General features: G+C 67.9%; 17 protein-coding genes. 14 read left to right on the forward strand and 3 right to left on the reverse strand.

What is annotated here, in order from left to right:
* The first annotated feature begins 256 nt into the window (after positions 1–256).
* The 9 genes from Mth01_RS16385 (at position 257) to Mth01_RS16425 (ending at position 11,830) form a co-directional block, all read left to right on the forward strand.
* Positions 257–2,689: a type I restriction-modification system subunit M gene (locus Mth01_RS16385; protein WP_204016730.1), complete on the forward strand. Its 2,433-nt coding sequence runs from the start codon at positions 257–259 to the stop codon at positions 2,687–2,689.
* 62 nt (positions 2,690–2,751) lie between these two features.
* Positions 2,752–3,864: a restriction endonuclease subunit S gene (locus Mth01_RS16390; protein WP_204016731.1), complete on the forward strand. Its 1,113-nt coding sequence runs from the start codon at positions 2,752–2,754 to the stop codon at positions 3,862–3,864.
* Complete coding sequence (locus Mth01_RS16395) at positions 3,861–4,589, forward strand: TIGR02391 family protein (RefSeq protein ID WP_204016732.1); 729 nt, start codon at positions 3,861–3,863, stop codon at positions 4,587–4,589. The genes Mth01_RS16390 and Mth01_RS16395 overlap by 4 nt, the downstream gene beginning before the upstream one ends.
* Positions 4,586–7,672: a type I restriction endonuclease subunit R gene (locus Mth01_RS16400; protein ID WP_204016733.1), complete on the forward strand. Its 3,087-nt coding sequence runs from the start codon at positions 4,586–4,588 to the stop codon at positions 7,670–7,672. Before Mth01_RS16395 ends, Mth01_RS16400 begins: the two co-directional genes overlap by 4 nt.
* The gene (locus Mth01_RS16405) at positions 7,659–8,381 is read left to right on the forward strand and encodes a M48 family metallopeptidase (protein WP_204016734.1); all 723 of its coding nucleotides are present in this window, start codon (positions 7,659–7,661) and stop codon (positions 8,379–8,381) included. The genes Mth01_RS16400 and Mth01_RS16405 overlap by 14 nt, the downstream gene beginning before the upstream one ends.
* On the forward strand, positions 8,378–8,923 hold the full coding sequence (locus Mth01_RS16410; protein ID WP_204016735.1) for a nucleotidyltransferase domain-containing protein: 546 nt from the start codon (positions 8,378–8,380) through the stop codon (positions 8,921–8,923). Before Mth01_RS16405 ends, Mth01_RS16410 begins: the two co-directional genes overlap by 4 nt.
* A gap of 11 nt (positions 8,924–8,934) precedes the next feature.
* Positions 8,935–9,432 (forward strand): HAD domain-containing protein, encoded by a 498-nt coding sequence (locus Mth01_RS16415; protein ID WP_204016736.1) that lies wholly within the window; start codon positions 8,935–8,937, stop codon positions 9,430–9,432.
* The gene (nfi, locus tag Mth01_RS16420; protein ID WP_204016737.1) at positions 9,429–10,079 is read left to right on the forward strand and encodes a deoxyribonuclease V; all 651 of its coding nucleotides are present in this window, start codon (positions 9,429–9,431) and stop codon (positions 10,077–10,079) included. Before Mth01_RS16415 ends, nfi begins: the two co-directional genes overlap by 4 nt.
* Positions 10,080–10,153: 74 nt before the next feature.
* Positions 10,154–11,830: a serine/threonine-protein kinase gene (locus Mth01_RS16425; protein WP_204016738.1), complete on the forward strand. Its 1,677-nt coding sequence runs from the start codon at positions 10,154–10,156 to the stop codon at positions 11,828–11,830.
* Positions 11,831–11,856: 26 nt separating this feature from the next.
* On the opposite strand, the gene Mth01_RS16430 is transcribed toward Mth01_RS16425, so the two are convergent.
* Together Mth01_RS16430 and Mth01_RS16435 are read right to left on the reverse strand one after the other, a co-directional pair.
* Positions 11,857–12,321, reverse strand: coding sequence for a hypothetical protein (locus Mth01_RS16430; protein WP_204016739.1), 465 nt, complete (start codon positions 12,319–12,321; stop codon positions 11,857–11,859).
* A 97-nt stretch (positions 12,322–12,418) separates the two neighbouring features.
* Entirely contained in the window at positions 12,419–14,908 is a 2,490-nt protein-coding gene (locus Mth01_RS16435; protein WP_308440806.1) for a molybdopterin-dependent oxidoreductase, read from the reverse strand.
* Positions 14,909–15,137: 229 nt separating this feature from the next.
* Here Mth01_RS16435 and Mth01_RS16440 point away from each other — a divergent pair, with 229 nt between their 5' ends.
* From Mth01_RS16440 to Mth01_RS16455, 5 genes are all read left to right on the forward strand, one after another.
* Positions 15,138–18,050, forward strand: a complete 2,913-nt coding sequence (locus Mth01_RS16440; RefSeq protein ID WP_204016740.1) for an ATP-binding protein — start codon at positions 15,138–15,140, stop codon at positions 18,048–18,050.
* A gap of 100 nt (positions 18,051–18,150) precedes the next feature.
* The gene (locus Mth01_RS29755) at positions 18,151–18,585 is read left to right on the forward strand and encodes an alpha/beta fold hydrolase (RefSeq protein WP_239089726.1); all 435 of its coding nucleotides are present in this window, start codon (positions 18,151–18,153) and stop codon (positions 18,583–18,585) included.
* Positions 18,582–19,268 carry an alpha/beta hydrolase gene (locus Mth01_RS29760; RefSeq protein ID WP_239089727.1) on the forward strand — a complete coding sequence of 229 codons (687 nt, stop codon included), beginning with the start codon at positions 18,582–18,584 and terminating at the stop codon, positions 19,266–19,268. The genes Mth01_RS29755 and Mth01_RS29760 overlap by 4 nt, the downstream gene beginning before the upstream one ends.
* A gap of 41 nt (positions 19,269–19,309) precedes the next feature.
* Positions 19,310–21,580, forward strand: a complete 2,271-nt coding sequence (locus Mth01_RS16450) for an FAD-dependent oxidoreductase (protein ID WP_204016741.1) — start codon at positions 19,310–19,312, stop codon at positions 21,578–21,580.
* A gap of 82 nt (positions 21,581–21,662) precedes the next feature.
* On the forward strand, positions 21,663–22,535 hold the full coding sequence (locus Mth01_RS16455; protein WP_239089728.1) for a sirohydrochlorin chelatase: 873 nt from the start codon (positions 21,663–21,665) through the stop codon (positions 22,533–22,535).
* 47 nt (positions 22,536–22,582) lie between these two features.
* On the opposite strand, the gene Mth01_RS16460 is transcribed toward Mth01_RS16455, so the two are convergent.
* Positions 22,583–23,503 carry a GNAT family N-acetyltransferase gene (locus Mth01_RS16460; RefSeq protein ID WP_239089729.1) on the reverse strand — a complete coding sequence of 307 codons (921 nt, stop codon included), beginning with the start codon at positions 23,501–23,503 and terminating at the stop codon, positions 22,583–22,585.
* Positions 23,504–23,511: the final 8 nt, after the last annotated feature.

Consider the following 23,511-nt stretch of genomic DNA (forward strand, 5'->3'; position numbering starts at 1 on the left):
CCACGGCTTTCATCAGGTCGCTTCGCACCGCCGTGACCTATTCGTGACGTTCCTGCGGCAAACCTGCCGCCGGCAAAGCGGGGTCTGGCTGTCGGTGCCCGGCGCTATCGTGGGGACATCCAGGGCTGGTGTCACCCTGCGTGATGAAGGCCGTACTGGTTGAACGCGTGAAGGACGGATACAAGAGCATGGTCAGGTCAGTCGCACCTCCTCCAGAAAGCCCAGCTTCCGATGCGGGCGAGGGGGTGGTGTGGTAGTGGCTCTCAAGAAGTCGGACCTGTACAGCTCGCTTTGGCGGAGCTGTGACGAGCTGCGTGGCGGCATGGACGCCAGCCAGTACAAGGATTACATCCTCACGCTGCTGTTCGTGAAGTACGTGACGGACAAGGCCAAGGCCGACCGGACCGCCTTGATCGACGTTCCTGCCGGTGGCTCCTTCGACGACATGGTCGCGCTCAAGGGCGATAAGGAGATCGGCGACAAGATCAACAAGATCATCGGCAAACTCGCCGAGGCGAACGGGCTGGAGAAGGTCATCGACCTGGCCGACTTCAACGACGAGGAGAAGCTCGGCAAAGGCAAGGAGATGCAGGATCGCCTCTCCAAGCTGGTGACGATCTTCGCTGACCTGGACTTCCGGGGGAGCCGCGCCGAGGGCGACGACCTGCTCGGCGACGCCTACGAGTACCTGATGCGGCATTTCGCCACGGAGTCGGGCAAATCAAAGGGCCAGTTCTACACCCCGGCCGAAGTCTCGCGCGTGCTCGCCAAGGTTGTCGGCATCGGACCGAGCACCCGTCAGGACAACACGGTCTACGACCCCACGTGCGGGTCGGGCTCGTTGCTCCTCAAGGTCGCCGACGAAGCGCCTCGGGGTATCACGATCTACGGCCAGGAGAAGGACAACGCTACCTGGGCTCTGGCCAAGATGAACATGATCCTCCACGGCAACGAGGACGCGGACATCCAAAAGGGCGATACGATCACCAGCCCGCACTTCACCGCAGGCAGCCAACTGCGGACCTTCGACTTCGCCGTCGCCAATCCACCGTTCTCGTTTAAGTCGTGGAGCAACGGTTTAGAGAACGAATACGGTCGATTCGAGCTCGGCCGGCCGCCAGTGAAGAACGGCGACTACGCCTTCCTACTGCACATTCTCAAGTCCCTCAAGAGCAACGGCAAGGCTGCGGTCATCCTGCCGCACGGTGTCCTCTTCCGAGGTAACGCTGAGGCCAATATCCGCAGGGAGTTACTGCGCCGCGGCTACATCAAGGGCATCATCGGCCTACCCGTCAACCTCTTCTACGGCACCAGCATCCCAGCCTGCATAGTCGTACTTGATAAGGAGAACGCCCAGGCGCGCACTGGCGTGTTCATGATTGATGCCTCCAAGGGCTTCATCAAGGACGGCAACAAGAACCGCCTTCGCAGCCAGGACATCCACAAGATCGTCGACGTCTTCAACAGGCAGATCGATATCGAGCGCTACTCACGCATGGTGCCCCTCCGCGAGATCACCGATCCGAAGAACGACTACAACCTCAACATCCCGCGCTACATCGACTCCTCCGAGCCCGAAGACCTCCAAGACCTCCACGCCCACCTTCACGGCGGTATCCCGAACCGGGACCTCGATGCTCTCGGTGGCTACTGGGACGCGTTCCCCAGCCTGCGCGCCATGCTGTTCACGGCCAACCGGCCCGGCTATAGCGACCTCGCCATCCCGCTCGATCAGGTGCAGCAGGCGATCCTCGATTCCGAGGAGTTCCGCAAGTTCGCCGAGCAAGCCCGCTCCCTGGTGGACGACTGGTTCGCCGCACACCGGCCGATCCTGCAAGCCCTGGACGCGGACACCGTCCCCAAGGATCTGATCGCCCGGATCAGCGATGACCTTCTGATCCGCTTCAAGCACACCCCGCTGCTCGATGAGTACAACGTCTACGAACAGCTCATGACCTACTGGCACGACGTCATGCACGACGATGTCTTCCTCATCATGAACGAGGGATGGCTTGACGCGGCAAAGCCTCGCAAGACCATCGAGGACAAGGAACGCAAGCTCTCGGAGGATCCCGACCTCGAGGTTGGCTCCGGCCGCAAGAAGACCAAGTACAAGATGGACCTCATTCCGCCTGCACTCGTCGTCGCGCGTTACTTTGCGGACGAGCAGGCCGAGGTAAACACGCTGAACGCGGCGGCCGAGGAAGCCGGCCGTGCTGTCGAGGAGTACATCGAGGAGCACGCCGTCGACGACGGCGTGCTTGCCGAGGCGATGGATGACGGCAAGATCAGCAAGGCGCTGGCTACCACTCGTCTCAAGGAGATCAAGCGATACGGCGAGGCCGACGAGATCAAGGCACTCCAGCACCTCATCTCGCTCTACAGCGCGGAAGCCGCCGCCAAGAAGGCAGCCAAGGAAGCCCAGGCAGACCTTGACGCCGCGACCCTGAATAAGTATGGGGACCTCACCGACGCCGAGATTCAGACCCTGCTCCTCGATGACAAGTGGGCGGCCACCGTGCAGAGCCGTGTGGCCGGCGAGGTCAACTCGCTCACGTTTGCTCTGGTCGTACGGATTCAGCAACTCGGTGAGCGGTATGCCGATACGGTCGAAGCCCTCAGCGCCGAGCTTGAGAATCTCGAAGCCAAGGTCGCCCGCCACCTGTCAGATATGGGTGTCGAAGTATGACCGAAACCAAGGTTGTACCAATCCCCAGAGGCTGGACCTCCGCGTCGATCGAAGGAGTGTGCTTGGTCGTTGACTGCAAGCACGTCACAGCTTCCTTCGTTCATCAAGGCTTCCCGGTTGCGAGCATTGGCGAACTCGGTGGGCGATTTGTGAACCTCTACCATGCGCCGAGGACAACCCGGGAGTACTACATGCTCCTGACCGAGGGCGCTCGTCGACCGCGCCCCGGCGATCTAATTATGAGCAGGAATGCGACAGTTGGCCGGGTTGCGCGAGTTTCAACAGACCATCCTCCCTTCGCCATGGGTCAGGACGTCTGCCTACTTAGACCGAAGCCCAGCGCATGCTCGCCACAGTTCCTACAGGCGGTCCTGCAGTCACCAGCGATTGGCCGCCAGTTCGAAGCCATGATGGCTGGATCGACGTTCAAGCGAATGAACGTCCAACAGATCAAGAAGCTGGAGATATTGCTCCCGTCAATCGAGGAACAGGAGCGAATCTCCGAGGTTCTGGCGAGCACTGAAGACCTCATTTCCACTCTTGAACGGCTGATCGCCAAGAAGCAGGCGATCAAGCAGGGCTTGATGCAGCAGCTTCTGACCGGAAAGATCCGACTTCCCGGCTTCTTGCTGCCATGGCGGCCTCGCCGTCTTAGCGAGATGCTGAGTTACGAGCAGCCGGGTCGGTACTTGGTGCAAGCGTCGAAGCCGCTGGACGCAGGCCATGTGCCTGTGCTAACAGCCGGAAAGACCTTCATCCTGGGTTACACGAACGAAACCCACGGCATCTATACGGCGCACCCGGTAATTATCTTCGATGACTTTACGACTGCTTCCAAACATGTCGATTTCGACTTCAAAGCAAAGTCCTCGGCCATGAAGATCTTGTCTGCTCGCACCGGAGCCAACCTTCGGTTTGTTTATGAGCGGATGCAGTTGATCGACTTCCCCCTCGGCGATCACAAGCGGCATTGGATCTCCGAGTACAGCAAGCAAGAAATTCTCGTACCGGACGAGCCAGAGCAGGCTGCAATCGCTGAAGTTCTGAGTGACTCTGAAGCCGAAGTCGCTGCGCTTCGAGAGCGACTCAGCAAGGCCAAAGCTGTGAAGCAGGGTATGATGCAGCAACTCCTGACCGGTCGTACTCGCCTAACTATTAAGGAGGGCGCGGCATGAATACCGAGTGGGCGATCGCTGAACTCGACAAGTTCATCGGACAGACCGCGATGCGCAACGCAAGCGGGAATGGTCTCATGACTACACGCAACATTACGGCTGCACCGAGCGATGAAGTTGCCAAGCAGGCTCAGGTTGTCGAGCAGATCCTCGATCGCGTAATCCACGGTTGGCAGTTGCGGTTCAACAACACTCGGAATAATCGATGGACTGGGCACCGCGAGGCAGCGATCCGTGCGCGCGAGCAGCTTGTCCGCGAGCAAGAGGTCAAGGAGAACCTCGGCGAGAACGTGCCCGAGCTTTCAGCCGCCGAACTGCATCCTTGGGTCTGGAGCGGGGCCAAATCGCTCTGGCAATCCGGCCACTTCCGCGAAGCGGTCGAAGGCGCGATCAAGAAGCTGAACGCCGAGACCCAGAACAAGGTCGGCCGTCGCGACGTGAGCGAGACAGACCTGTTCAAGCAGGCGTTCTCGCTCGATGACCCGAAGGTTGGCAAGGCGCGCCTGCGCCGCATGAAGGACGACGGCAGCAACACCTACAAGTCGGTGCAGCGCGGAGCGATGAACCTTGCCGAGGGCGTGTTCGCCGGCATCCGGAACCCGCTCAGCCACGAAGCCGATCAGGAGCTTAGCGAGCAGGAAGCGCTGGAGTACCTCGCCGCGTTGAGTGTGCTAGCTCGCTGGGTTGATGTTGCGATGGTGGCACGGGCGGAGGGCGAGTCATGAGTAACGTCGGGCAACTTGAGCGCAGGACCCAAGACCGCGTTATCGCGTTGTTCCGGGAGTCGTTGGGTTACGAGTACCTCGGCAACTGGGAGTATCGCGAGGGGAACTCCAATGTCGAGGTTGAGTTGCTCGCACAGAATCTCCGCGCCCGCGGCTACAGCGACAACCTGATCAACAAGGCCGTCGACAAGCTGAAGAGCGACGCTTCGCTCGGCGGCGGCCGGGACCTGTACGAGGCGAACCGCGACGTCTACGGCCTGCTGCGATATGGAGTGAAGGTCAAGCCCGGCGTGGGCGAGCAGACGGAGACGGTGTGGCTCATCGACTGGGCACGCCCGGAGGCTAATCACTTCGCCCTGGCCGAGGAAGTGACGGTGCTCGGGCAGCACACCAAGCGCCCAGACATCGTGCTGTACGTCAACGGCATCGCGCTCGGGACGATCGAGCTGAAGCGCTCGAAGGTCGCGGTCTCCGAGGGGATCCGCCAGAGCTACGGGAACCAGCGGTCCGAGTTCATTCGGTCGTTCTTCACGACGGTGCAGCTCGTGATGGCTGGCAACGACGTGGAAGGGCTGCGCTACAGCGTTATCGACACGCCGGAGAAGTACTGGCTGGCGTGGCGCGAGCAGTCGGAGATAGCCGATCCGCTCGATCGTTCCTTGACGCAGCTCTGCTCGAAGGAGCGTCTGCTTGAGCTGGCCCATGACTTCATGGTCTTCGACGCGGGGCAGAAGAAGACATGCCGTCATAACCAGTACTTCGGTGTCAAGGCAGCGCAAGCGCGGATCGCCAAGCGTGAGGGCGGCATCATCTGGCATACCCAGGGTTCTGGCAAGTCGCTCACCATGGTGTGGCTGGCCAAGTGGATCCGCGAGAATCAGCCGGATGGCCGCGTGTTGCTCATCACCGACCGCACCGAGCTGGACGATCAGATCGAGAAGGTCTTCCGCGGGGTCAACGAGTCGATCTACCGCACCAAGAGCGGCGCCGACATGCTGGCCACTCTCAACGCGAGCGAGGAGTGGCTGATCTGTTCGCTGGTTCACAAGTTCCGCGGCTCGGAGGACGAGGCTGCGCGTGACCAAGCGGAGAGCGAGTTCATCCGCGAACTGAACGCGACTGTCCCCAAGGGCTTCTACGCCAAGGGCAACGTCTTCGTCTTCGTCGACGAGGCCCACCGTACCCAGTCGGGCAAGATGCACGACGCCATGAAGGCGCTTCTGCCAGGCGCGATGTTTATCGGCTTCACCGGCACGCCGCTCCTCAAGGCCGACAAAGCCACCACTATCGAGCGGTTCGGTAGCTTCATCCACACCTACAAGTTCGACGAGGGTGTGGCCGACGGCGTCGTCCTGGACCTGCGCTACGAGGCGCGCAATATCGACCAGGAGCTGACGTCGCCTGCGAAGGTCGACAAGTGGTTCGAGGCCAAGACCCGGGGCATGACAGACCTCTCCCGTGCCGAACTCAAGAAGCGCTGGGGCACCATGCAGAAGGTCGTCAGCTCCGAGCCGCGTGCCCGGCAGATTGTCAACGACATCTTGCTCGACATGGAGATCAAGCCGCGCCTGTCGGATGGCCGTGGCAACGCGATCCTCGTCAGTTCGAGCATCTACCAGGCGTGCAAGTTCTACGAGCTGTTCACTCAGGCCGGGTTCAAGGGCAAGTGCGCGATCGTCACGTCTTACGTGCCGCAGGCGAGCGACATCTCTAAGGAGGACTCCGGCCACGGAGCCACCGAGCGGCTGCGCCAGTACGAGATCTACCGGCAGATGCTTTCGGACCACTTCAGCGAACCGGCCGACAAGGCGATGACCAAGGCCGAGCAGTTCGAGAAGGACGTCAAGGAGCGCTTCGTCAACGATCCGGGCCAGATGCGATTACTCATCGTCGTCGACAAGCTCCTGACCGGCTTTGATGCCCCGAGCGCGACCTACCTGTACATCGACAAGAAGATGCAGGATCACGGTCTGTTCCAGGCCATCTGCCGGGTCAACCGCCTCGACGGCGATGACAAAGACTACGGCTACATCGTCGACTACCGGGACCTGTTCAACTCACTTGAGTCCGCCATCACCGACTACACCGGCGGTGCCCTGGAGGGTTACGAGAAGAAGGATATCGAGGGCCTGCTGTCCGACCGGCTCGAGAAGGCTCGCGAAGACCTTGACGAGGCCCTGGAGAAGATCCGCGCCCTGTGTGAGCTGGTTGAACCGCCGAAGAACACCTTGCAGTACCAGCAGTACTTCTGCGCTCGCGAGCAGGGCAACGCCGAGCAGCTCAAGGCCAACGAGCCCAAACGAGTCGAGCTCTACAAGGCCGTCGCGGCCGTGACACGGGCGTACGGGAACCTCGCCAACGAGATGAACGCCGCAGGCTACAGTGATGCCGAGGCTGCGGCAATCAAGGACGAGATCGCGCACTACGCCAACGTGCGCGACGAGGTCAAGCTCGGTGCTGGCGAGGACGTCGACTTCAAGCAGTACGAGGCCGGCATGCGCCACCTGCTCGACACCTACATCAGCGCTAAGCCGTCCGAGGTGGTCTCCGACTTCCAGGACGCCGGCCTCATCCAGCTCATCGTCCAGATAGGAGCTGGTGCGCTCGACAAGCTTCCCGCGGGCATCAAGAAGGACCCTGAAGCGGTGGCGGAGACGATCACCAACAACGTACGCAAGCTCATCATCGACGAGCGCCCGATGAACCCGAAGTACTACGACAAGATGTCCAACCTGCTTGACGCCATCCTCGAGGAGCGGCGCCAGGGTGCCCTGAACTACAAGGAGTACCTCGCGAAGCTGCTCGAGCACGCGGCCAAGCTCGGTAAGGGCGAATCAGATACCGAGTACCCGGAGTGGGCCAACAACGGCGCTCGCCGCGCCCTGGTCGACTTCTTCTACCCCTCAACCGAGATCGCTGTCGAGATCGACACGACGATCCGGCACACCAAGCCCGACTCGTGGGTAGGTAACCCAATCAAGGAGAAGAAGGTCAGGCGTGCGCTCGCGCGGACGCTACCTGCTGACTTCGACCGGCTCGACGAACTATTTGAACTAATAAAGGCACGTCATGAGTACCGCTAGCGCCTACCTGACCATCCGTGGTATCGACGTCGATGTCATCTACAAGGACATCAAAAACCTGCACATCGGCGTCTATCCGCCCCTTGGTCGGGTTCGGGTGGCTGCTCCGCGTCGGCTTGACGACGAGCATGTCCGGCTGGCCGTGATCCAGCGGTTGCCGTGGATCAAGCAGCGACGCGAGCAACTTCGCTCAGCCGCACGCCAGTCTGAGCGAGAGATGGTCACAGGCGAGTCTCACTATGTGTGGGGAGTTCGCCGCCGGATGAAGGTCGTAGAACGACCGGGCCGGGCTCACTTCGAGATAGACGGCGAACGTCTGCTGCTATACGTTCCGGCCGGCACCACAGCCGAGCGACGACGTGAACTGCTCGATCGTTGGTACCGGGAGCAGTTGCGACAAGCGATCCCGAACCTGATTGCCAAGTGGGAACCGATCCTGAAAGTGTCAGTGCCACGGTGGACAATCAGGCGGATGAAGACCAAATGGGGATCATGCAACCGCGAAACCGGACACATCTGGTTTAACGTCGAGCTTGCCAAGAAGCACCCCGGCTGCCTGGAGTACATCGTCGTCCACGAGATGACGCATCATCTCGAACGCAACCACGGCGAGCGCTTCACCAAGCTGATGGATAGGTTCATGCCGAACTGGCGAAGCCTCCGTGATCAGCTGAACGATGCCCCCCTTGCACAGGAGCGATGGACATGAGTGATCTGGAGGACAAGCTCCGTGGCTGGACCGGACTGTCGAGCGCGACGGAACAGGAGAAGCAGGAGCGGACGGAGCGGATGATCCGCGAGGCCGTGAAAGAGCACCCTGCTTTTGATGGCGTTGATCTCGATGCCTTCGCCAAGGGGTCGTACGCCAACAACACCAACGTCAAGACCGACAGCGACGTTGATATCGCGGTTCAGTGCGGTGAGGCGGCGTACTGGGACGAGGCAACGACTGGCGCGCATCCGCCGAGCGGGTCATATGCCGGGATCTGGACTCCAGCGAGGCTCAGGTCCGAGCTAAAGGCAGCTCTAGAGGCGAAGTTCCCAGGCCAGGTTGACTCCTCTGGCTCGACTGCGTTTCGTATATATGCTAGCTCCGCTCGGGTAGATGCCGATGTCGTTCCCTGTTTCGACTTCCGCTATTACTTCTCATCAAGTAGCTACCGCGAGGGGACCAAGGTTTTTAAGAAGGACGCCTCCAGTGCCCCTGACCTGCGCCTTTGTGTTCTTGTAAGGCCCACGTTCCGGCAGTAGCGTGATCACATATGAGACCACTCGTGCTGCTCGACGTGGACGGGGTGCTCAACCCGTTACGACGATCTTCCCCGTCTTTTCGACGCCATACCGTGGTCGTGGACGGCGCGCCATACCAGGTGATGCTCGACCCACGCCACGGCCCCCGTCTGCTGGAGCTGGCCCGTGCCACCGGAGCCGATCTCGCGTGGGCCACCACCTGGGAGGACCACGCCAACGAGGAGATCGCCCCGCGCATCGGCCTGCCGCGTCTCCCGGTGATCCCGGTCATGGGCGACCCGGCGTCAAACTCGGGTGAGCACATGAAGACCCGCGCCATCGCCAAATATGTGCGGCGCCGTCCGTTCGTCTGGTTCGACGACATCCTCGATCAGGCCGACCACGACTACCTGGATCGGCATCCCGGTGTGGGTGATTTCCTGCTCGTGAAGGTCGATTCCCGCTTCGGACTCACCGCCGGCCATCTCGGCCAGGCCCGCCGATGGCTGAGTAGAGGTGTTCAAGCTTGACCCGTCCGTGGCCGAGCACGGTGGCGGAGGCGGAGGCCGTACAGGAACAGCTCCGGCCACTGGTCGATCTGGCCGACTCCGGACCTGAGCACGTCAGGCTCGTGGCCGGGCTGGACGTGGGATACGCCGTCAAGGGCAACGAGGTCACAGGTGCCGTGGTCGTCCTGGACGCGGACACCCTGCGAGTCGTGGACAGGGCAGTCGTCCGGGAGCGTGTGAGGTTTCCGTACGTGCCGGGGCTGTTCGCCTTCCGCGAGCTGCCGTCGCTCCTGGCCGCCCTGGATCGGCTCCCGGTCACCCCGGACCTGCTGATCTGCGACGGGTACGGCTTGGCCCACCCACGCCGGTTCGGGCTGGCCTGCCATCTGGGCGTGCTGACCGGGCTGCCGACGGTCGGCGTGGCCAAGACCGCGTTCGTGGGCAGCCACGATGCGCCGGGCCGGGAACGCGGCGCGTGGAGCCCCATCCGGATCGACGGCGACGTGGTCGGCCGCGCGCTGCGCACGCGCGAGGGTGTCAAGCCCGTCTACGTCTCCCAGGGCCACCGGGTCGGGCTGGACACGGCCTGCGCCCACGTCCTGCGGTTGACCCCGGCCTACCGGCTGCCCGAGCCGATCCGCCAGGCCGACCGACTGTCCCGTTCCTGATACCGGTCGGGCGTGGCCTGCCGTTATGGGATCATCTGTAACGGCTGTGATGGTTTTCGATGAATGGTGTGATCGTGACGTCTGCTCCCAGTCGGGTGATCGGTGGCCGTTACCGGCTGCTCCGCCGGCTCGGCCAGGGCGGCATGGGCACGGTCTGGGAAGGCCACGACGGCGTGCTCGACCGGCGTGTGGCGGTCAAGGAAGTGACCCTTCCGCCGGGGACCGGTGACGCCCACCGGGCCGAGATGATCGAGCGGGCGACCCGCGAGGCGCGTACCGCCGCCCGGATCAGCCATCGGAACATCATCGCGATCCACGACGTCGTCCAGGAGGACGGCCGGCCCTGGATCGTCATGGAGCTCGTCCCCTCACGGTCGCTGGACCAGATCGTCGAGGAGGACGGCCCCCTCACGGCGGTCCGGGCCGCCGCCATCGGCCGCCAGGTGCTCGACGCGCTCACCTGCGCCCACGCCGTCGGCGTCGTCCACCGGGACGTCAAGCCCGCCAACATCCTGATCGGGCACGACGGCAGGATCGTGCTCTCCGACTTCGGCATCGCCACCGCCGAAGGTGATCCGTCGCTCACCAGAACCGGCATGGTCACCGGATCCCCGAGTTTCATCGCGCCCGAGCGGGTGAGCGGCGCCCAGGCGGATCCGGCCTCCGACCTCTGGTCGCTCGGCGCGTCGCTGTACGCGATGGTGACCGGGAGATCGCCCTTCCACCGGGACAGCGGCGGGATGGCGGTGCTCGCGGCACTCATCAGCCGGGAGGAGGCCGATCTCTCGCCCGTGCCACCCGCGCTCCGTCCCGCCGTCGGCGGACTGCTGGTCAAGGACCCCGCCCGCCGCATCGGCGCCGCGGAGGCGGACCGGCTGCTGGCCATGGCGGAGGCGAGCGACCCAGGCCAGGCCGTACGGCCGTCTCGGCCGGAACCGACGAGGCCGGGCGCCGCCGGCGTCGATTACCGATCCCCCGCCGTCCCGTTTCCACAGCACCCTCCCCTCTCACGGCATACCCCGACCCCACAGCATCGCCCTGCGTTCTCCATGGATCAGGCGACCCCACCTCCCACCTCGGCTCCCCGGTCACGGGCTGCGCATACTCGGACATTGGGGCCGGGCGGAATGGCACTGCTGATCGGTGCGGCCCTGGTCCTCCTCCTGGGCGCGATCGGCGGCACATGGGCGCTGATGCAGGAGGAGGAGATCCCGAAGGGACGGAAGCAGCCGACGGCGTCGGCGACCAAGCCGGCCCCGCAGCGCAAGGTGCTGACGCTGCTCCAGTTCCCGATGACGGGCGGCTGGTCGCTGCGGGCGCCCAAGGCGTGGCTCTCCGAATCCGGCGACGACGAGTACCGGTGGTGGAACCAGAAGAAGAGCGCCGTCCTCACTGTTCAGGTCGCCTCCCGGTCCGATCCACACGAGGTGGGCGACGTGGGCGAGCCGCAGGGAATTCTGGCCAAACTGGAGGCGATTCAGCAGGCGGAACCCGGGAACGGATACCGCCGGGTCCGGTTCGACAGGACGCGGGTGCCCAAGGGGCAGGCAGCGGAGCTGGAGTACACGGCCGTCGCGACCGAGTCCGATCCGGAGAACCCTTCGGTGAAGGGGAAATATCGGAGGGTGGTCCGGGTCGTCACGCTGGAGTCGGCCATATGCATCCTGGACTGGCAGGTGCAGGAGAAGTCTTGGAACGCCTACGAGCCGACGATGCGGGCGGTCTTCGATTCCCTCGTCTCCCCCGCCTAATGGGATGTCCGACCTTTCGAGAGGGCTCAGGGGGCGACGATGAGGGTCTGGGGGGCGATCTGGCGCATCAGGGTGCGTAGCCACAGCAGGTGTGCGGCCGTCTCGGCACCGCAGTGGCGGACCACGTCGAGCAGTTCCTCGTCCCCGACTCCCTCGGCGGCCTGCGCGATGAGCGTCCACGAGATCTCGCACTGGGTGGCCAGCAGATAGAGGTCGTGCAGGTCCCGCAGCAGGCCGAGACTGCCCCGCCGGGCCCCGGAGAACAGCGCGGAATGCATCCGCTCGGGCTCCTCGGACAGATGTGCCGAATACCTCCGGACGAACGGCTCCAGCCGGCGGGCGTTGTTCCCGCACTGCACGGCCAGACGCTCGCACACGCCGGTCAGGTCGGGCTCGTCGGGATGAGCGCGCCGTACCGCGCGCAGGGCGTCCGCCAACTCGTGCTGAGACCGGTGAAGCAAACCGAGGTAATGGGCGAGATGCATGCTCACCGGCCGTCTCCCTCCGGGTAGGTTGACCTGTCCGCGCTTCAGCCGCCGGCCGTCACCTCCCGGATCTCGTCAGGCCCCGATGGTCGTGCAGGACGAGTCAGACCTCCTCCAGCCGTTCCGACACCGGGCAGCCCCCCGCCGTAGCCGCCACCCCGGATTGGATGAGGGGATCGAGAGGGGACGCGGCGGAGTAGACGCCGCCGACGTCGACCGCCACGGGTGCGACCGGCGGCGCCGGAGCGAGCAGCGGCTGCCTGGCGACCGCGTCCCATCCCGTGACGACCGGCGCCCCGTCCACGACACCGTCCACGACGCCGTCCGCGCCCCCGTTCAGGACATTCAGGTGACTGCCGCCGTTCACCCGGCCGTCCAGATGGCCGTCCGGGGACGGCGCGGCTCCGTCCAGGGACATGGTGGCGGCGTGCTGCGGGTGCTCGTACTCCGCGGCCCGCAGGAAGGCCCGGGCCTGCCGCCCGGGTGCCCGGTACGGCCCCGAGCCGTGCTCGGCGCCGGACCGTGCCCTCCGGTACGGCTCCTCGCCGGACTGTGCCCTCCGGTACGGCTCCTCGCCGGACTGTGCCCTCCGGTACGGCTCCTCGCCGTACTGTGCTCTCAGGTACGGCTCCTCGCCGTACTCGGCCCCCGTCACCAGGTCATGGCCGTACGTCTGGCAGGCGTCGGGGTCGGTGTTGAAGCGTCCCCCGGCGTAGAGGCGCTCGGTGCCGTGTGAGGAGGACGGCGTGCAGGGCCATTGGATCCCGCCGCGGCGCAGCCGTTCGTAGGTGATGCCGGTGTAGTCACACGGGCGGCCCCTCGAGCACGCCTGCCACGCCTCGAAGGCCGACCGCGGATCATGCCAGCCGATGAGCGGCGCGCCGTCCCGGTCGCGGAAGTCCATCCGGCGCGCGTAGTCGAGAAAGACGTCCAGATCCGGCCGGGCCTCGCCGGGCGGTTCCACTGCCTTGCCGCTGATGTGCACCGTGCGGTCGGCGCCGGTGACGGTGCCGACCTTCTCGCCCCAGCCGGCGGCCGGGAGCACCACGTCGGCGAGCCGCGCCGTATCAGTCAGAAACAGGTCCTGTACGACCACGAACAGGTCCTTGCGCCGCAGGATCCGACCCGCGCCGGGCAGCGAGCGCGCGGGATCGGCCCCCGAGATCCACAGCAGCCCGATCGAGCCCTCCTCCGCGTACCGGAAGATCCGCATGGCGTGCGTGGCCGGCCCCCAGTGTGGGAGGTCGACGTTCCACAGGGCGGCGAGTTCGCGCACATGACGCGGGTTCGCCCAGTTGCGCAGACCCGGCAGGCCGCCGGCCGCACCCGTCTCCAGCGCGCCACGCGCCGAGGGCGGCCCCCCCGCATGCAGCACACCGGCCCCCGGGCGGCCCAGCATGCCGCGCAGCAGATGGACGTTGTTGACCTGGCAGGTGGCCGCCGTGGCCTGCCAGGCGAGGTGGAAGCCGCCCGCCACGACGGACGCGAGCCGTTCCGCCGCCCCGAGGATCTCGGCGGCCTGCTCGATCAGCGTCACCGGTACACCGCAGATCTCGGCGGCCCGCCTGGCCGGGTAGGCGTCCACGGCCCGGCACAGCTCGTCGAAGCCCGCCGTGTGGTTCGCCACATAAGCCTCGTCGTACCAGCCGTTGGCAATCAGCTCGTGCAGTAGGGCGTTCATCAGGGCCACGTTGGTGCCGTGCCGTACGGCCACGTGGACGTCGGCCTCCCGCGCGGCCGGTGTGCCCTCCGGTCCGACGGCGATCAGCGCCGGGGGGCCGGGGCCGAGGCGGCGGTCGAGCACGCGCTCCCACAGCACGGGCGGCCCACAATTCGGGTCGCACCCCCACATCGCGATCGCGTCGCAGTGGTCGAGGTCGCCGTACGAGCCGGGCGGCCCGTCGGTGCCGAAGCTCTCCATGAGGGCCGCGGACGCCGCGGCCGTGCTCAGGCGGGTGTCGCAGTCCATGTGCGGCGTGCCGATCCCGGCCCTGCCGATGACGGCGAGGGTGTAGTACTCCTCGAGGAACAGCCGGCCGCCCGTGTGAAACCCGACGCGGCCCCACCCTCCGGGTCTGGCCAGCAACTCCCGGGACCGGGCGGCGACGCGGTCCATGGCGACGTCCCAGGTCGTCTCGACCAGCCGGCCGTGTTCCCTGACCAGTGGCCTGGTCAGGCGCCCCGCCCCGTCCTGCCCCGCGTGCCGCCAGCCCTGCCACCGACCCTGCCACTCCTGGGGGTCGAGCCTGCCGTGGTTGACCCGGTCGGCGGCCCGGCCGCGCACCCCCACCACCCGTCCGTCCCGAACCGCCAATTCGAGCGCGTCACCGCCCGAATGCAGCATGGACACCGCGGGCACCCAGGACTCGACATCGTCCTCAGTGATCCCGTCGTCGAGAAGGACGTCGACCCGCACCGGCCAGGGACTGCCGGAACGGATCTCGGTGGGCAGCGCGTCGCGCAGACGTCCTGGGAGGGCCGCGGCCAGCCGTTCCACCGACCCGGGAGGCCCGTACGGCGTGCGCGGCCCACTGCGCGACCCACTGCGCGACCCACTGCGCGAACCATTGGGGGCGGCGATCCGGTCCAGCACCTGACACCTCCGCGGTGACGATGTGTGAACGACGCTCCCCGTACCCGGTAGTACGCACCCCTCATCCAAGAATCGTGCGAACTGACCGGTTGCTTTTCGAATGCTTGCCAAACGGCGTTAATTACGGCCCGTGACCCCTTTCACGGCCAGAGATCTGTAAAGTGCGTTTACTGGGGCCTGTCGACACGGCTGACCGGGATCGAACGGATCCCCGGCACTTGGGGTAGGAATGGACGAACGTACGGCCCGGCCGGTCGTGACGGGCGCTCAAACGCGGCTGGTCGGCCGGCGGGACGCGCTCGACACGCTGCACGGCGCACTCGACGCGAGCCTCCGGGAGGGATTCCAGCTCGTCGCGCTGGCCGGTGAGCCGGGCGCGGGCAAGACGCGCCTGCTGGGCGAACTGGCGACGCTGTCCACCGAACGCGGTTTCGTCCAGCTGTGGGGGCGGGCCGCCGAGTTCGAGCAGGTGATGCCGTTCAGCGCGCTCGTGGACGCGCTCGACGACCACCTGGACACACGGCGCCGGGAGATCGCCGAGACCCTGCGGGCCGCGCACACCGTCCCGCTGGCGCGGGTCTTCCCGGCGCTGGCCGCCACCGGTCCGGCCCCCGACCCACCCGCAGGGGATCTCGATGACGACGACCGCAGCGGCCTGGGCCGCTACCGGGTCTACCGCGCGCTGCGCCATCTGATCGGCACCCTGGCCGGGCCCTCGGGACTCGTGCTGATCCTCGACGACCTGCACTGGGCCGACGACGGCTCGATGGAGTTCCTCGACCACATCGTCAGGCACCCGGTGGACGCACCGGTCCTGATCGCGGCCGCGTACCGCCCGGCCCAGGCCACGCCGCGCCTGACCACGCTCGTCCACGGCGCCGGGCCGCGCGGCCACGAGATCACGGTAGGCCCGCTCGGCCCCGCGGAGGCCGCGGAGTTCCTCGGCCGCTCGGTGGCCCGAGGCCGCGGCAGGGCGCTGTACGAGGCGAGCGGCGGCAACCCGTTCTACCTGGAGGCCCTGGCCCGGATGGGCGACGCCGACGTGGCCGCGCTGCCGCCCACCGCGCTGGCCGCGCTCCGGATCGAGCTGGGCGGCCTGCCCCCGGCCGCGCTGCTCCTGGCCCAGGCCGCCGCGGTGGCCGCCGACGAGTTCGAACCGGCGATCGCGGCCGTCGCCGGCGAGATGCCGCTGCCCGCCGCGCTGACCGCGCTGGACACGCTGGTGGAGCGGGACATCACCCGGTCGGCCGGCTCCGGCAGGTTCCGTTTCCGCCACCCGCTCGTACGGCAGGCCGCCTACGAGTCGGCCGCCCCCGGATGGCGCCTGGGCGCCCATGCGCGGATCGCCGCGTACCTCGCCGGTCTGGGCGCCCCCGCCACCGCGCGGGCCCACCACGTGGAGCAGTCGGGTTCGTTCGGCGACAGGCGATCGGTCGACGTGCTGGTCGAAGCGGCCCGGACGGTCATCACGCACGCGCCGGCGACCTCGGCGCACTGGCTGCGGGCGGCGCTGCGGCTCATGCCGGACGACCATGACTCACGCGAGGACCGCCTGGCGCTGCTGCTGGAGCTGAGCTGGGCCCAGGGCGTCAGCGGCAGGCTCGCCGAGGGCCGCGACACCGCCCGCGAACTGCTGCGGCTGCTCCCGGAGGACGACTACCGGCGCAGGGGACGCGCGGCCCGGGTGTGCGCGCTGATGGAGCGCCAGCTCGACCGTCCGCACGAGGCCCGTGCGTTGCTGCTCGACGAGCTCAGCCGCATGCCGAACCCGCGGGCGGCCGAGGCTGTGCCGCTGCGGATGCGGCTGGTCGCCGAGAGCATGATGCGGGTCGACTTCCGCGCCGCGCAGGCTGTGCTGGATCTGATGCCGGACTCGGCCGACGACTGGGAGCCGGGTCTCGCCGTCGCCGTCGCCGCGCTGCGGCCGATGCCGGCCTTCGCCGCCGGACGGGCCGAAGACGCGCTGCGCAGCGCGGAGACCGCCGACCGGCTGCTCGCGGCGGCCCCCGACGAGCACCTGTCGGAGTGGCTGGACGCCGTCGCGTGGCTGTGCTGGGCGGAGAGCTACCTCGGCCGGTACGGCGACGCCCTGCGCCACTTCGACCGGGCCGCGGCCGTCGCCCGGTCGACCGGGCAGAGCTACATCCTGACGAACCTGCTGGCGGGCCGGGCCAAGACACTGGTGGCGCTCGGCCGGTTGGACGAGGCCACGGTCACCGCCGAGGAGTCCGTCGAGGGTGCGCGGCTGCTCGACTCGGGCCAGCAACTCGTCTTCGCGCTCACCCAGCTCTGCCTGGCGGCCACGTGGAGCGGTGGCGACGAGACCGCGGTGCTCGCCGGCGACGAGGCCGTACGGCGCGGCGTGGGCGGCGGCGAGGTATGGGAGGCCACCGCCCGTTTCGCCAGGGGCCAGGCGCTGATCAACGCGGGGCGGCCGGAGGAGGGCGCCGAGGCCGTGCTGGACGCCTGCGACCGGTTCGAGTCGCCGAAGCTCGACCGTGGGACGCTGCTGCAGGCCTGTGAGTCGCTGGCGTGGGCGGCGGCGCTCCGCGGCGAGGACGTTCAGGCGTCGGCCTGGGCGGAGCGTACGGCGCGGCTCGACGACCCCCGGCTGCCGGCTTTCGCCGGGCTCGTCCCGCTCGCCCGCGCCCACGGCCTGCGCCGCGCCCAGTCGGCCGACTCGGCCGCCGCCGCAGAGGAGGCGGCCGGCCTGCTGACGGGATGCGAGCGGCGGCTCGACGCCGGGCGCGCCATGCTCGCGGCCGGCCTCGCCCACCAGGAGGCCGCGCAGCGGAGCCGGGCGCGCGACTGCCTCAGGGCCGCCGCCGAGATCCTGGAGTCGTGCGGTGCGCGGAGCCTGACGGCGCGGGCGCACCGCGCGCTGCGCAGGCTCGGCGTCCGGGTGCCCTCCGCCGCGACCTCCGCCGCGCCCTCCGCCGTGCTCGGGCTGTCCCCCCGGGAGCTGGAGGTCGCCGGGCTGGTGGCGCAGGGCCTGACCAACCAGCAGGTCGCCCAGCGGCTGTTTCTCAGCGTGCGCACGGTCGAGACGCACCTGTCGCGGATCTTCGCCAAGCTCGAGGTCTCGTCGCGGGTCGGCGTGGCCACCGCGCTGAACGCACCCGGCGAAGGCCGCGCGCGCTAGTTACGGCACTGGTTACGGGTTTTCCACGATGCCGTCGCACGGGGCGAGACTGGGATGGTTGCCCCCGGTGCCCTGAAGGCAGGGGTACGAGGAGGCGAGGATGGAGCACCGCATCCCGCGGTTCACGATGGCGGGAGTGGAAGACGCCGAGGTCTCGGTGCATCCGTTCGCCACGGAGGACGAGCTGGGGCTCACCCTGACCCGGTTCCGCCGGGGCGGGCAGGACGGACGAGACGGTCACGACGACGTCGTGCTGCTCGTCCACGGCCTGACCTCGTCGAGCGACATGTTCATCATGCCGGAGCATGTGAACCTGGTCCGGTTCCTGCACCGCAACGGGTACGGCGACGTGTGGGCGCTGGACCTGCGGATGAGCAACCGGTTCCCGTACAACGTGGAGACCCGCCGCCGGGACACGCTGGACGACGTCGCCTGCTTCGACTTCCCGGCGGCACTGCTGAACTCCGCCGCCGCACGGGGGCGCGGCGGGTTCATGTCATCGCGCACTGCCTGGGGTCGGTGGCGTTCCACATGAGCCTGTTCGGCGGGCTGATCGACGGGATCGCGAGCGTGGTCGCCAACAGCGTGGGCCTGACGCCCCGGGTGCACCCCTGGGCGCGGCTCAAGCTCATGCTCGGGCCGGCCCTGCTGCGGTACGGCCTGGGCCTGCCGTACCTGGATCCCCGGTTCCGGGACGCACCCCCGCTGACCGGCCGGTGGCTGCTGGCCAGAGCCGTCTCCCTCGCCCATCCCGAATGCGGCGAGCCGGCCTGCCACATGCAGAGCTTCATGTGGGGCAGCGGCAGGCCCGCCATGTACCGGCACCGCAACCTGCGGCCGCAGACCCATGTCCACGAGCGCCTCGCCGACCTCAACGGCGCCGGCGCGCTGCACTACTACCGGCACATGCGGAAGATGGTCGCCGCGGGGCGGGTGGTGCGGTTCGACCCCGGCGACCCGCGGCACGCGGCGCTGCCGCGCCACTACCTGGCCCGCGCCGCCGAGATCGACACGCCGGTCCTCTACCTGACCGGCGACCGAAACGATGTGTTCACCGACTCCAACGTGGTGTGCCACCGACTGCTGTCACGGATCAATCCCGGGCGGCACGAGTTGCGGGTCATCCCCGGTTACGGGCACATCGATCCCCTGATCGGCGGGAACGCGCACCTGGACGTGTTCCCGCACATCCTCGACTTCCTCAAGCGGAATTCCTGAAGCGGCTGACGTCGCGGCGAAACTGAGAGCAACGGACATAGATGGAACACGTCGACGCTGTCGTGGTCGGCTCCGGATTCGGCGGAGCGGTGACGGCCTACCGCCTGGCCGAGGCGGGGCTGTCGGTAGTGGTGCTCGAGCGGGGCCGGCCGTACCCGCCCGGCTCGTTCCCGCGCGGCCCCGCCCAGTTCGGCCGCGCCTTCTGGGACCCCGACGCCGGCCTGTACGGGATGTTCGACGTGTGGAGCTTCCGCGACTGCGACTCCGTCGTCGGCAGCGGGCTCGGCGGCGGGTCGCTCGTGTACGCCAACGTGCTGCTGCGCAAGGACGAGGAGTGGTTCGTCCACGAGCAGCCGCTGCCGGGCGGCGGCTACGAGTCGTGGCCGGTGACCCGGGCCGAGCTCGACCCCCACTATGACGCGGTGGAACGCATGATCGGCGTCTCGCCGTACCCGCTGGCCCATCCCGTCTACGCCGACACGCTGAAGACGCGGGCGATGCGGGACGCGGCGGCCGAGCTGGGGCTCGACTGGCGGCTTCCGCCGCTGGCCGTCAGCTTCGCCCCCTCCCCCGGCGCCGAGCCGGGCCCGGGGTTGCCGATCGCCGATCCCGAGTACGGCAGCCTCCACGGGGTGCCCCGCAGCACCTGCCGTCTGTGCGGGGAATGCGACATCGGCTGCAACGACGGCGCGAAGAACAGCCTGGACCACACCTATCTCGCGGCGGCCCGTCATCACGGGGCCGACCTGCGGACCCTGCACGAGGTGCGCGGCATCCGGCCGCGGGTGAACGGCGGCTACGACGTGGCCTACGTCGTGCACCTGCCGCCCGCCTCGCCGGGCACCGGGGACCGCCTGCGGCCGCGATGGACCGGCCCGCACACCATCAGCTGCGACCGCCTCGTCCTCGCCGCCGGGACGTTCGGCACGTCCCAGCTTCTGCTGCGCGACCGCACCGCGTTCCCCGGCCTGAGCCGTACGCTCGGGACGCGCTTTTCCGGCAACGGCGACGTGCTGGCGTTCCTGCTGCGGGCCACCGACCGCAGCAGGACCCGGCCGATCAACGCCGCCCGGGGGCCGGTGATCACGAGTGCGATCCGCCTGGGCGACTCCTACATCGAGGACGGCGGCTACCCGGCGTTCGTCGACTACCTGGTCGAGGGCGCCGACGTCCGGGCCGGTCTCGGCCGGGCGGCGCGGTTCGTGCTGGAGCGGGTGCGCGGCCTGCTGACGCACGACACGAACCTGTCGGCCGAGCTCGCCCACCTGATCGGCCGGGGCGAGCTGTCGGGAAGCTCGCTGCCGCTGCTCGGCATGGGGCTGGACGTGCCCGACGGCGTGCTACGGCTGCGCGACGGCCGGCTCGACCTCGTCTGGTCGCCCGAGACGAGCAAGGACTACTTCGACCGGCTGCGCGCGACCATGCGCAGGATCGGCGACGTGCTGGGCGCCGACTACGCCGACATGCCCTCCCGGTGGCGTGACCGGGTGATCACCGCACATCCGCTCGGCGGAGCGCCGATGGGCCGCCACCCCGGGGAGGGGGTGTGCGACGCCTACGGCGAGGTGTTCGGCTTCCCCGGACTGTACGTCGCGGACGGCGCGGCCATGCCGGGACCGGTCGGGGCGAACCCGGCGCTGACCATCGCGGCGCTGGCCGACCGCATGAGCACGAGGATGCTGGAGACGCGCCAGGGCACGCCGGGGCCTCTCGCCCATGGCAGGCCCGGCGGGCCCGGCACGCGCGGCGCCACGCCGACGGCACTGTGGTTCATCGAGGAGATGCGGGGCGTCCTCGGGGCCGGCCGGTGCGAGTTCAGGCTCACCATCACGGTCGACGACGCCGACCGATTCCTCGCCGAGCCGGAGCATCAGGCTCGGGCCGAGGGCTGGATCGACGCCGCCATTTGCGGGGGCCGGCGTCCCATCGCGCGGGGCTGGTTCAACCTCTTCGCCCCCGGAGAGGCACCCGACCACAGGCGCATGCGCTATCGCCTGCACTTCTGGGACGGTTCGAACCAGCCCCGCACCCTGACGGGCTGGAAGGACGTGCGCCACGGCCCGCCGACCCGGCTGTGGCTGGACACCTCCACGCTGTACGTCCGGCTGCTGGCCGGCCACGTCGCGGAGGGCGAGGACGGGGACGCCGAGGAGATCGCGTCGGGGACGCTGCGGATCATGCCGGTCGACCTGGCCCGCATGCTGGCCACCTTCCGCACGGAGGGGCCCGACGGCACGGCCGCGCTCGCCCGCTTCTGCGGGTTCTTCCTCGGCGAGCTGTGGGACGTCTACCGGCCGCGCCAGGGTGCGTAAGATCGCGCGCTAGATCACCCCTCGGCAACAAGCGTCGCGTTGGTTCTACCATTCGACCGGTTTCGCCCTAGAATCCGCCCTTGTGAACGAAGGTCACGAAGAGCCGCCGCGGCTTCCCACGCGGGAGCGGTCCCACCGGCCCGGAGGCGGACGGCACCGGCGGCCGCTGCCGGCGAATCTGCCGCCAGGGGCGCCGACGCTGGTCCTGGCCGTGCCCGGAAAGGTGGGGACCGTGGCCGACGACGTGGACGTGGCGGCCGAGGTCGCCTCCATCGTCCGGGTCGACAATCCCCAGATCGACCTTCGTCTCGTCTCGCTCGCCGACGGGGGCGCAGAACTGGTCAAGGAGATCGGCGTGATCTCCGCCGAGCGCACCACCGAGGGCCCCGCCGCGGTGGTGGTCCCCCTGGTCACCGGTCCGCACCCCCGGTTGATGCGCGCGGTGCGCGACGCCGCGGCGCAGAGCGAGACCAACGTCAGGATCACCGAACCGCTGGGGCCCCATCCCGTGCTGGCCGAGGCGCTGCACGTCCGGCTGGCGGAGGCGGGCCTTGCCCGTGCCGACCGGATGCGGCTGTTCAACGTCTCCTCGCCGGTCGACGGGATCATCGTCGTCACGGCCGGGGGTGACGAGGCGGCACGGGGAGCCGACGCCACCGCCGTCCTGCTGGCCTCCCGGCTGACCCTGCCCGTCGTCCCGGCGGCGATCGACGGGGTGCCGGCGGTCCGGGACGCCGCGGAAAGGCTGCGCAAGATCGGCGCCAACCGCCTGGCGCTCGTCCCCTTCGTGATCGGACCGGAGGCCGACCACAGTCGCATCGCCTCGGCCGCCGAGGCGATCGAGGCGGGCTGCGCCGCACCGCTCGGCGCCCATGAGGCGGTCGCCCGGATGGTGTGCGTGCGGTACGGCGCGGCCTTCGGCGAGCTCGACGGCTTCGACGACCTGTCCGATTAGACCATCCGCCTGATCAGAACATCTGGCTGATCGGACCATCTGGCTGATCAGATCAACGCCCGCCAGACCTCGATGGCGAGGACCGGGCGCATGCCGACCGACAGGTAGAGGTCGAGGGCGGGCGTGACGTTGTTCGAATCAACGTGGAGGATGGTGCCCACCCTCCCCCGCCGCTCGTCGTCGGCGAACGCCCGCCTGAGCAGCAGCCTGCCCAGGCCCCGCCCCCGAAATCGCGGACGCACGGCCAGCGTGCGGACGTATCCGCAGTTCTCGTCCGGGACGAAATGGTCCGTCCCGAGCAGCATCGCCGCCGGCTCGCCGTCGACCCGGGCCAGCAGGAGTTGGTTCCAGTCGTTGGCGCTGGAGGCCTCCATCTGCTCGGCCCACTCCTCGAACGTCATCGGGACGAATCCGAAGTGCTCGGCGAACGCCTCCTGCTGTACGGCGTGCGCCGTACGAAGCGGCTCGTCCCTGCCCGGTGCGCCCCGGTCGACGGTGACCCCGGGCAGGGACGCCCTCTCCGTCCCCTGATGATCGATCCGCATGCGGTGGAAGCCGGTCGCGGGCTCGAACCCGCGCGTGCCGGCCGCGGCCCGCATGGCGGCGTCCTGCGCGTAGAGGCTGACATCCACCCGCGCGCGCTCGTGGCCGGCCTCTCGGGCGAGCCCGGCGGCCCGCCCCAGCACCATGTCCCACAGGAGGTCCGCGGCCTCCGGATCCCTGGCCTGGACGTCGATGTCCACGTTGTCACTCATGCCCTTGCGCTGGGCGTAGCCCCAGCCCACCATCCGGTCGCCGGCGTGTAAAACCCAGGCGTCATTGGCGAGGTCGATCTCGGCGAGCGTGTCGGCTATGTCCTGGAAGGTCCAGTCCGGCTTGCCGATCACCTCGGCGTCGTGCTCAGCGACCAGTTCGTGGACCGCCATGGCGTCGGCCCGATCGGGCCGTCTGATGTCGAATTCGTTCACGCCATTGT

The organism is Sphaerimonospora thailandensis (genome assembly GCF_016863115.1).
GTDB lineage: Bacteria > Actinomycetota > Actinomycetes > Streptosporangiales > Streptosporangiaceae > Sphaerimonospora > Sphaerimonospora cavernae.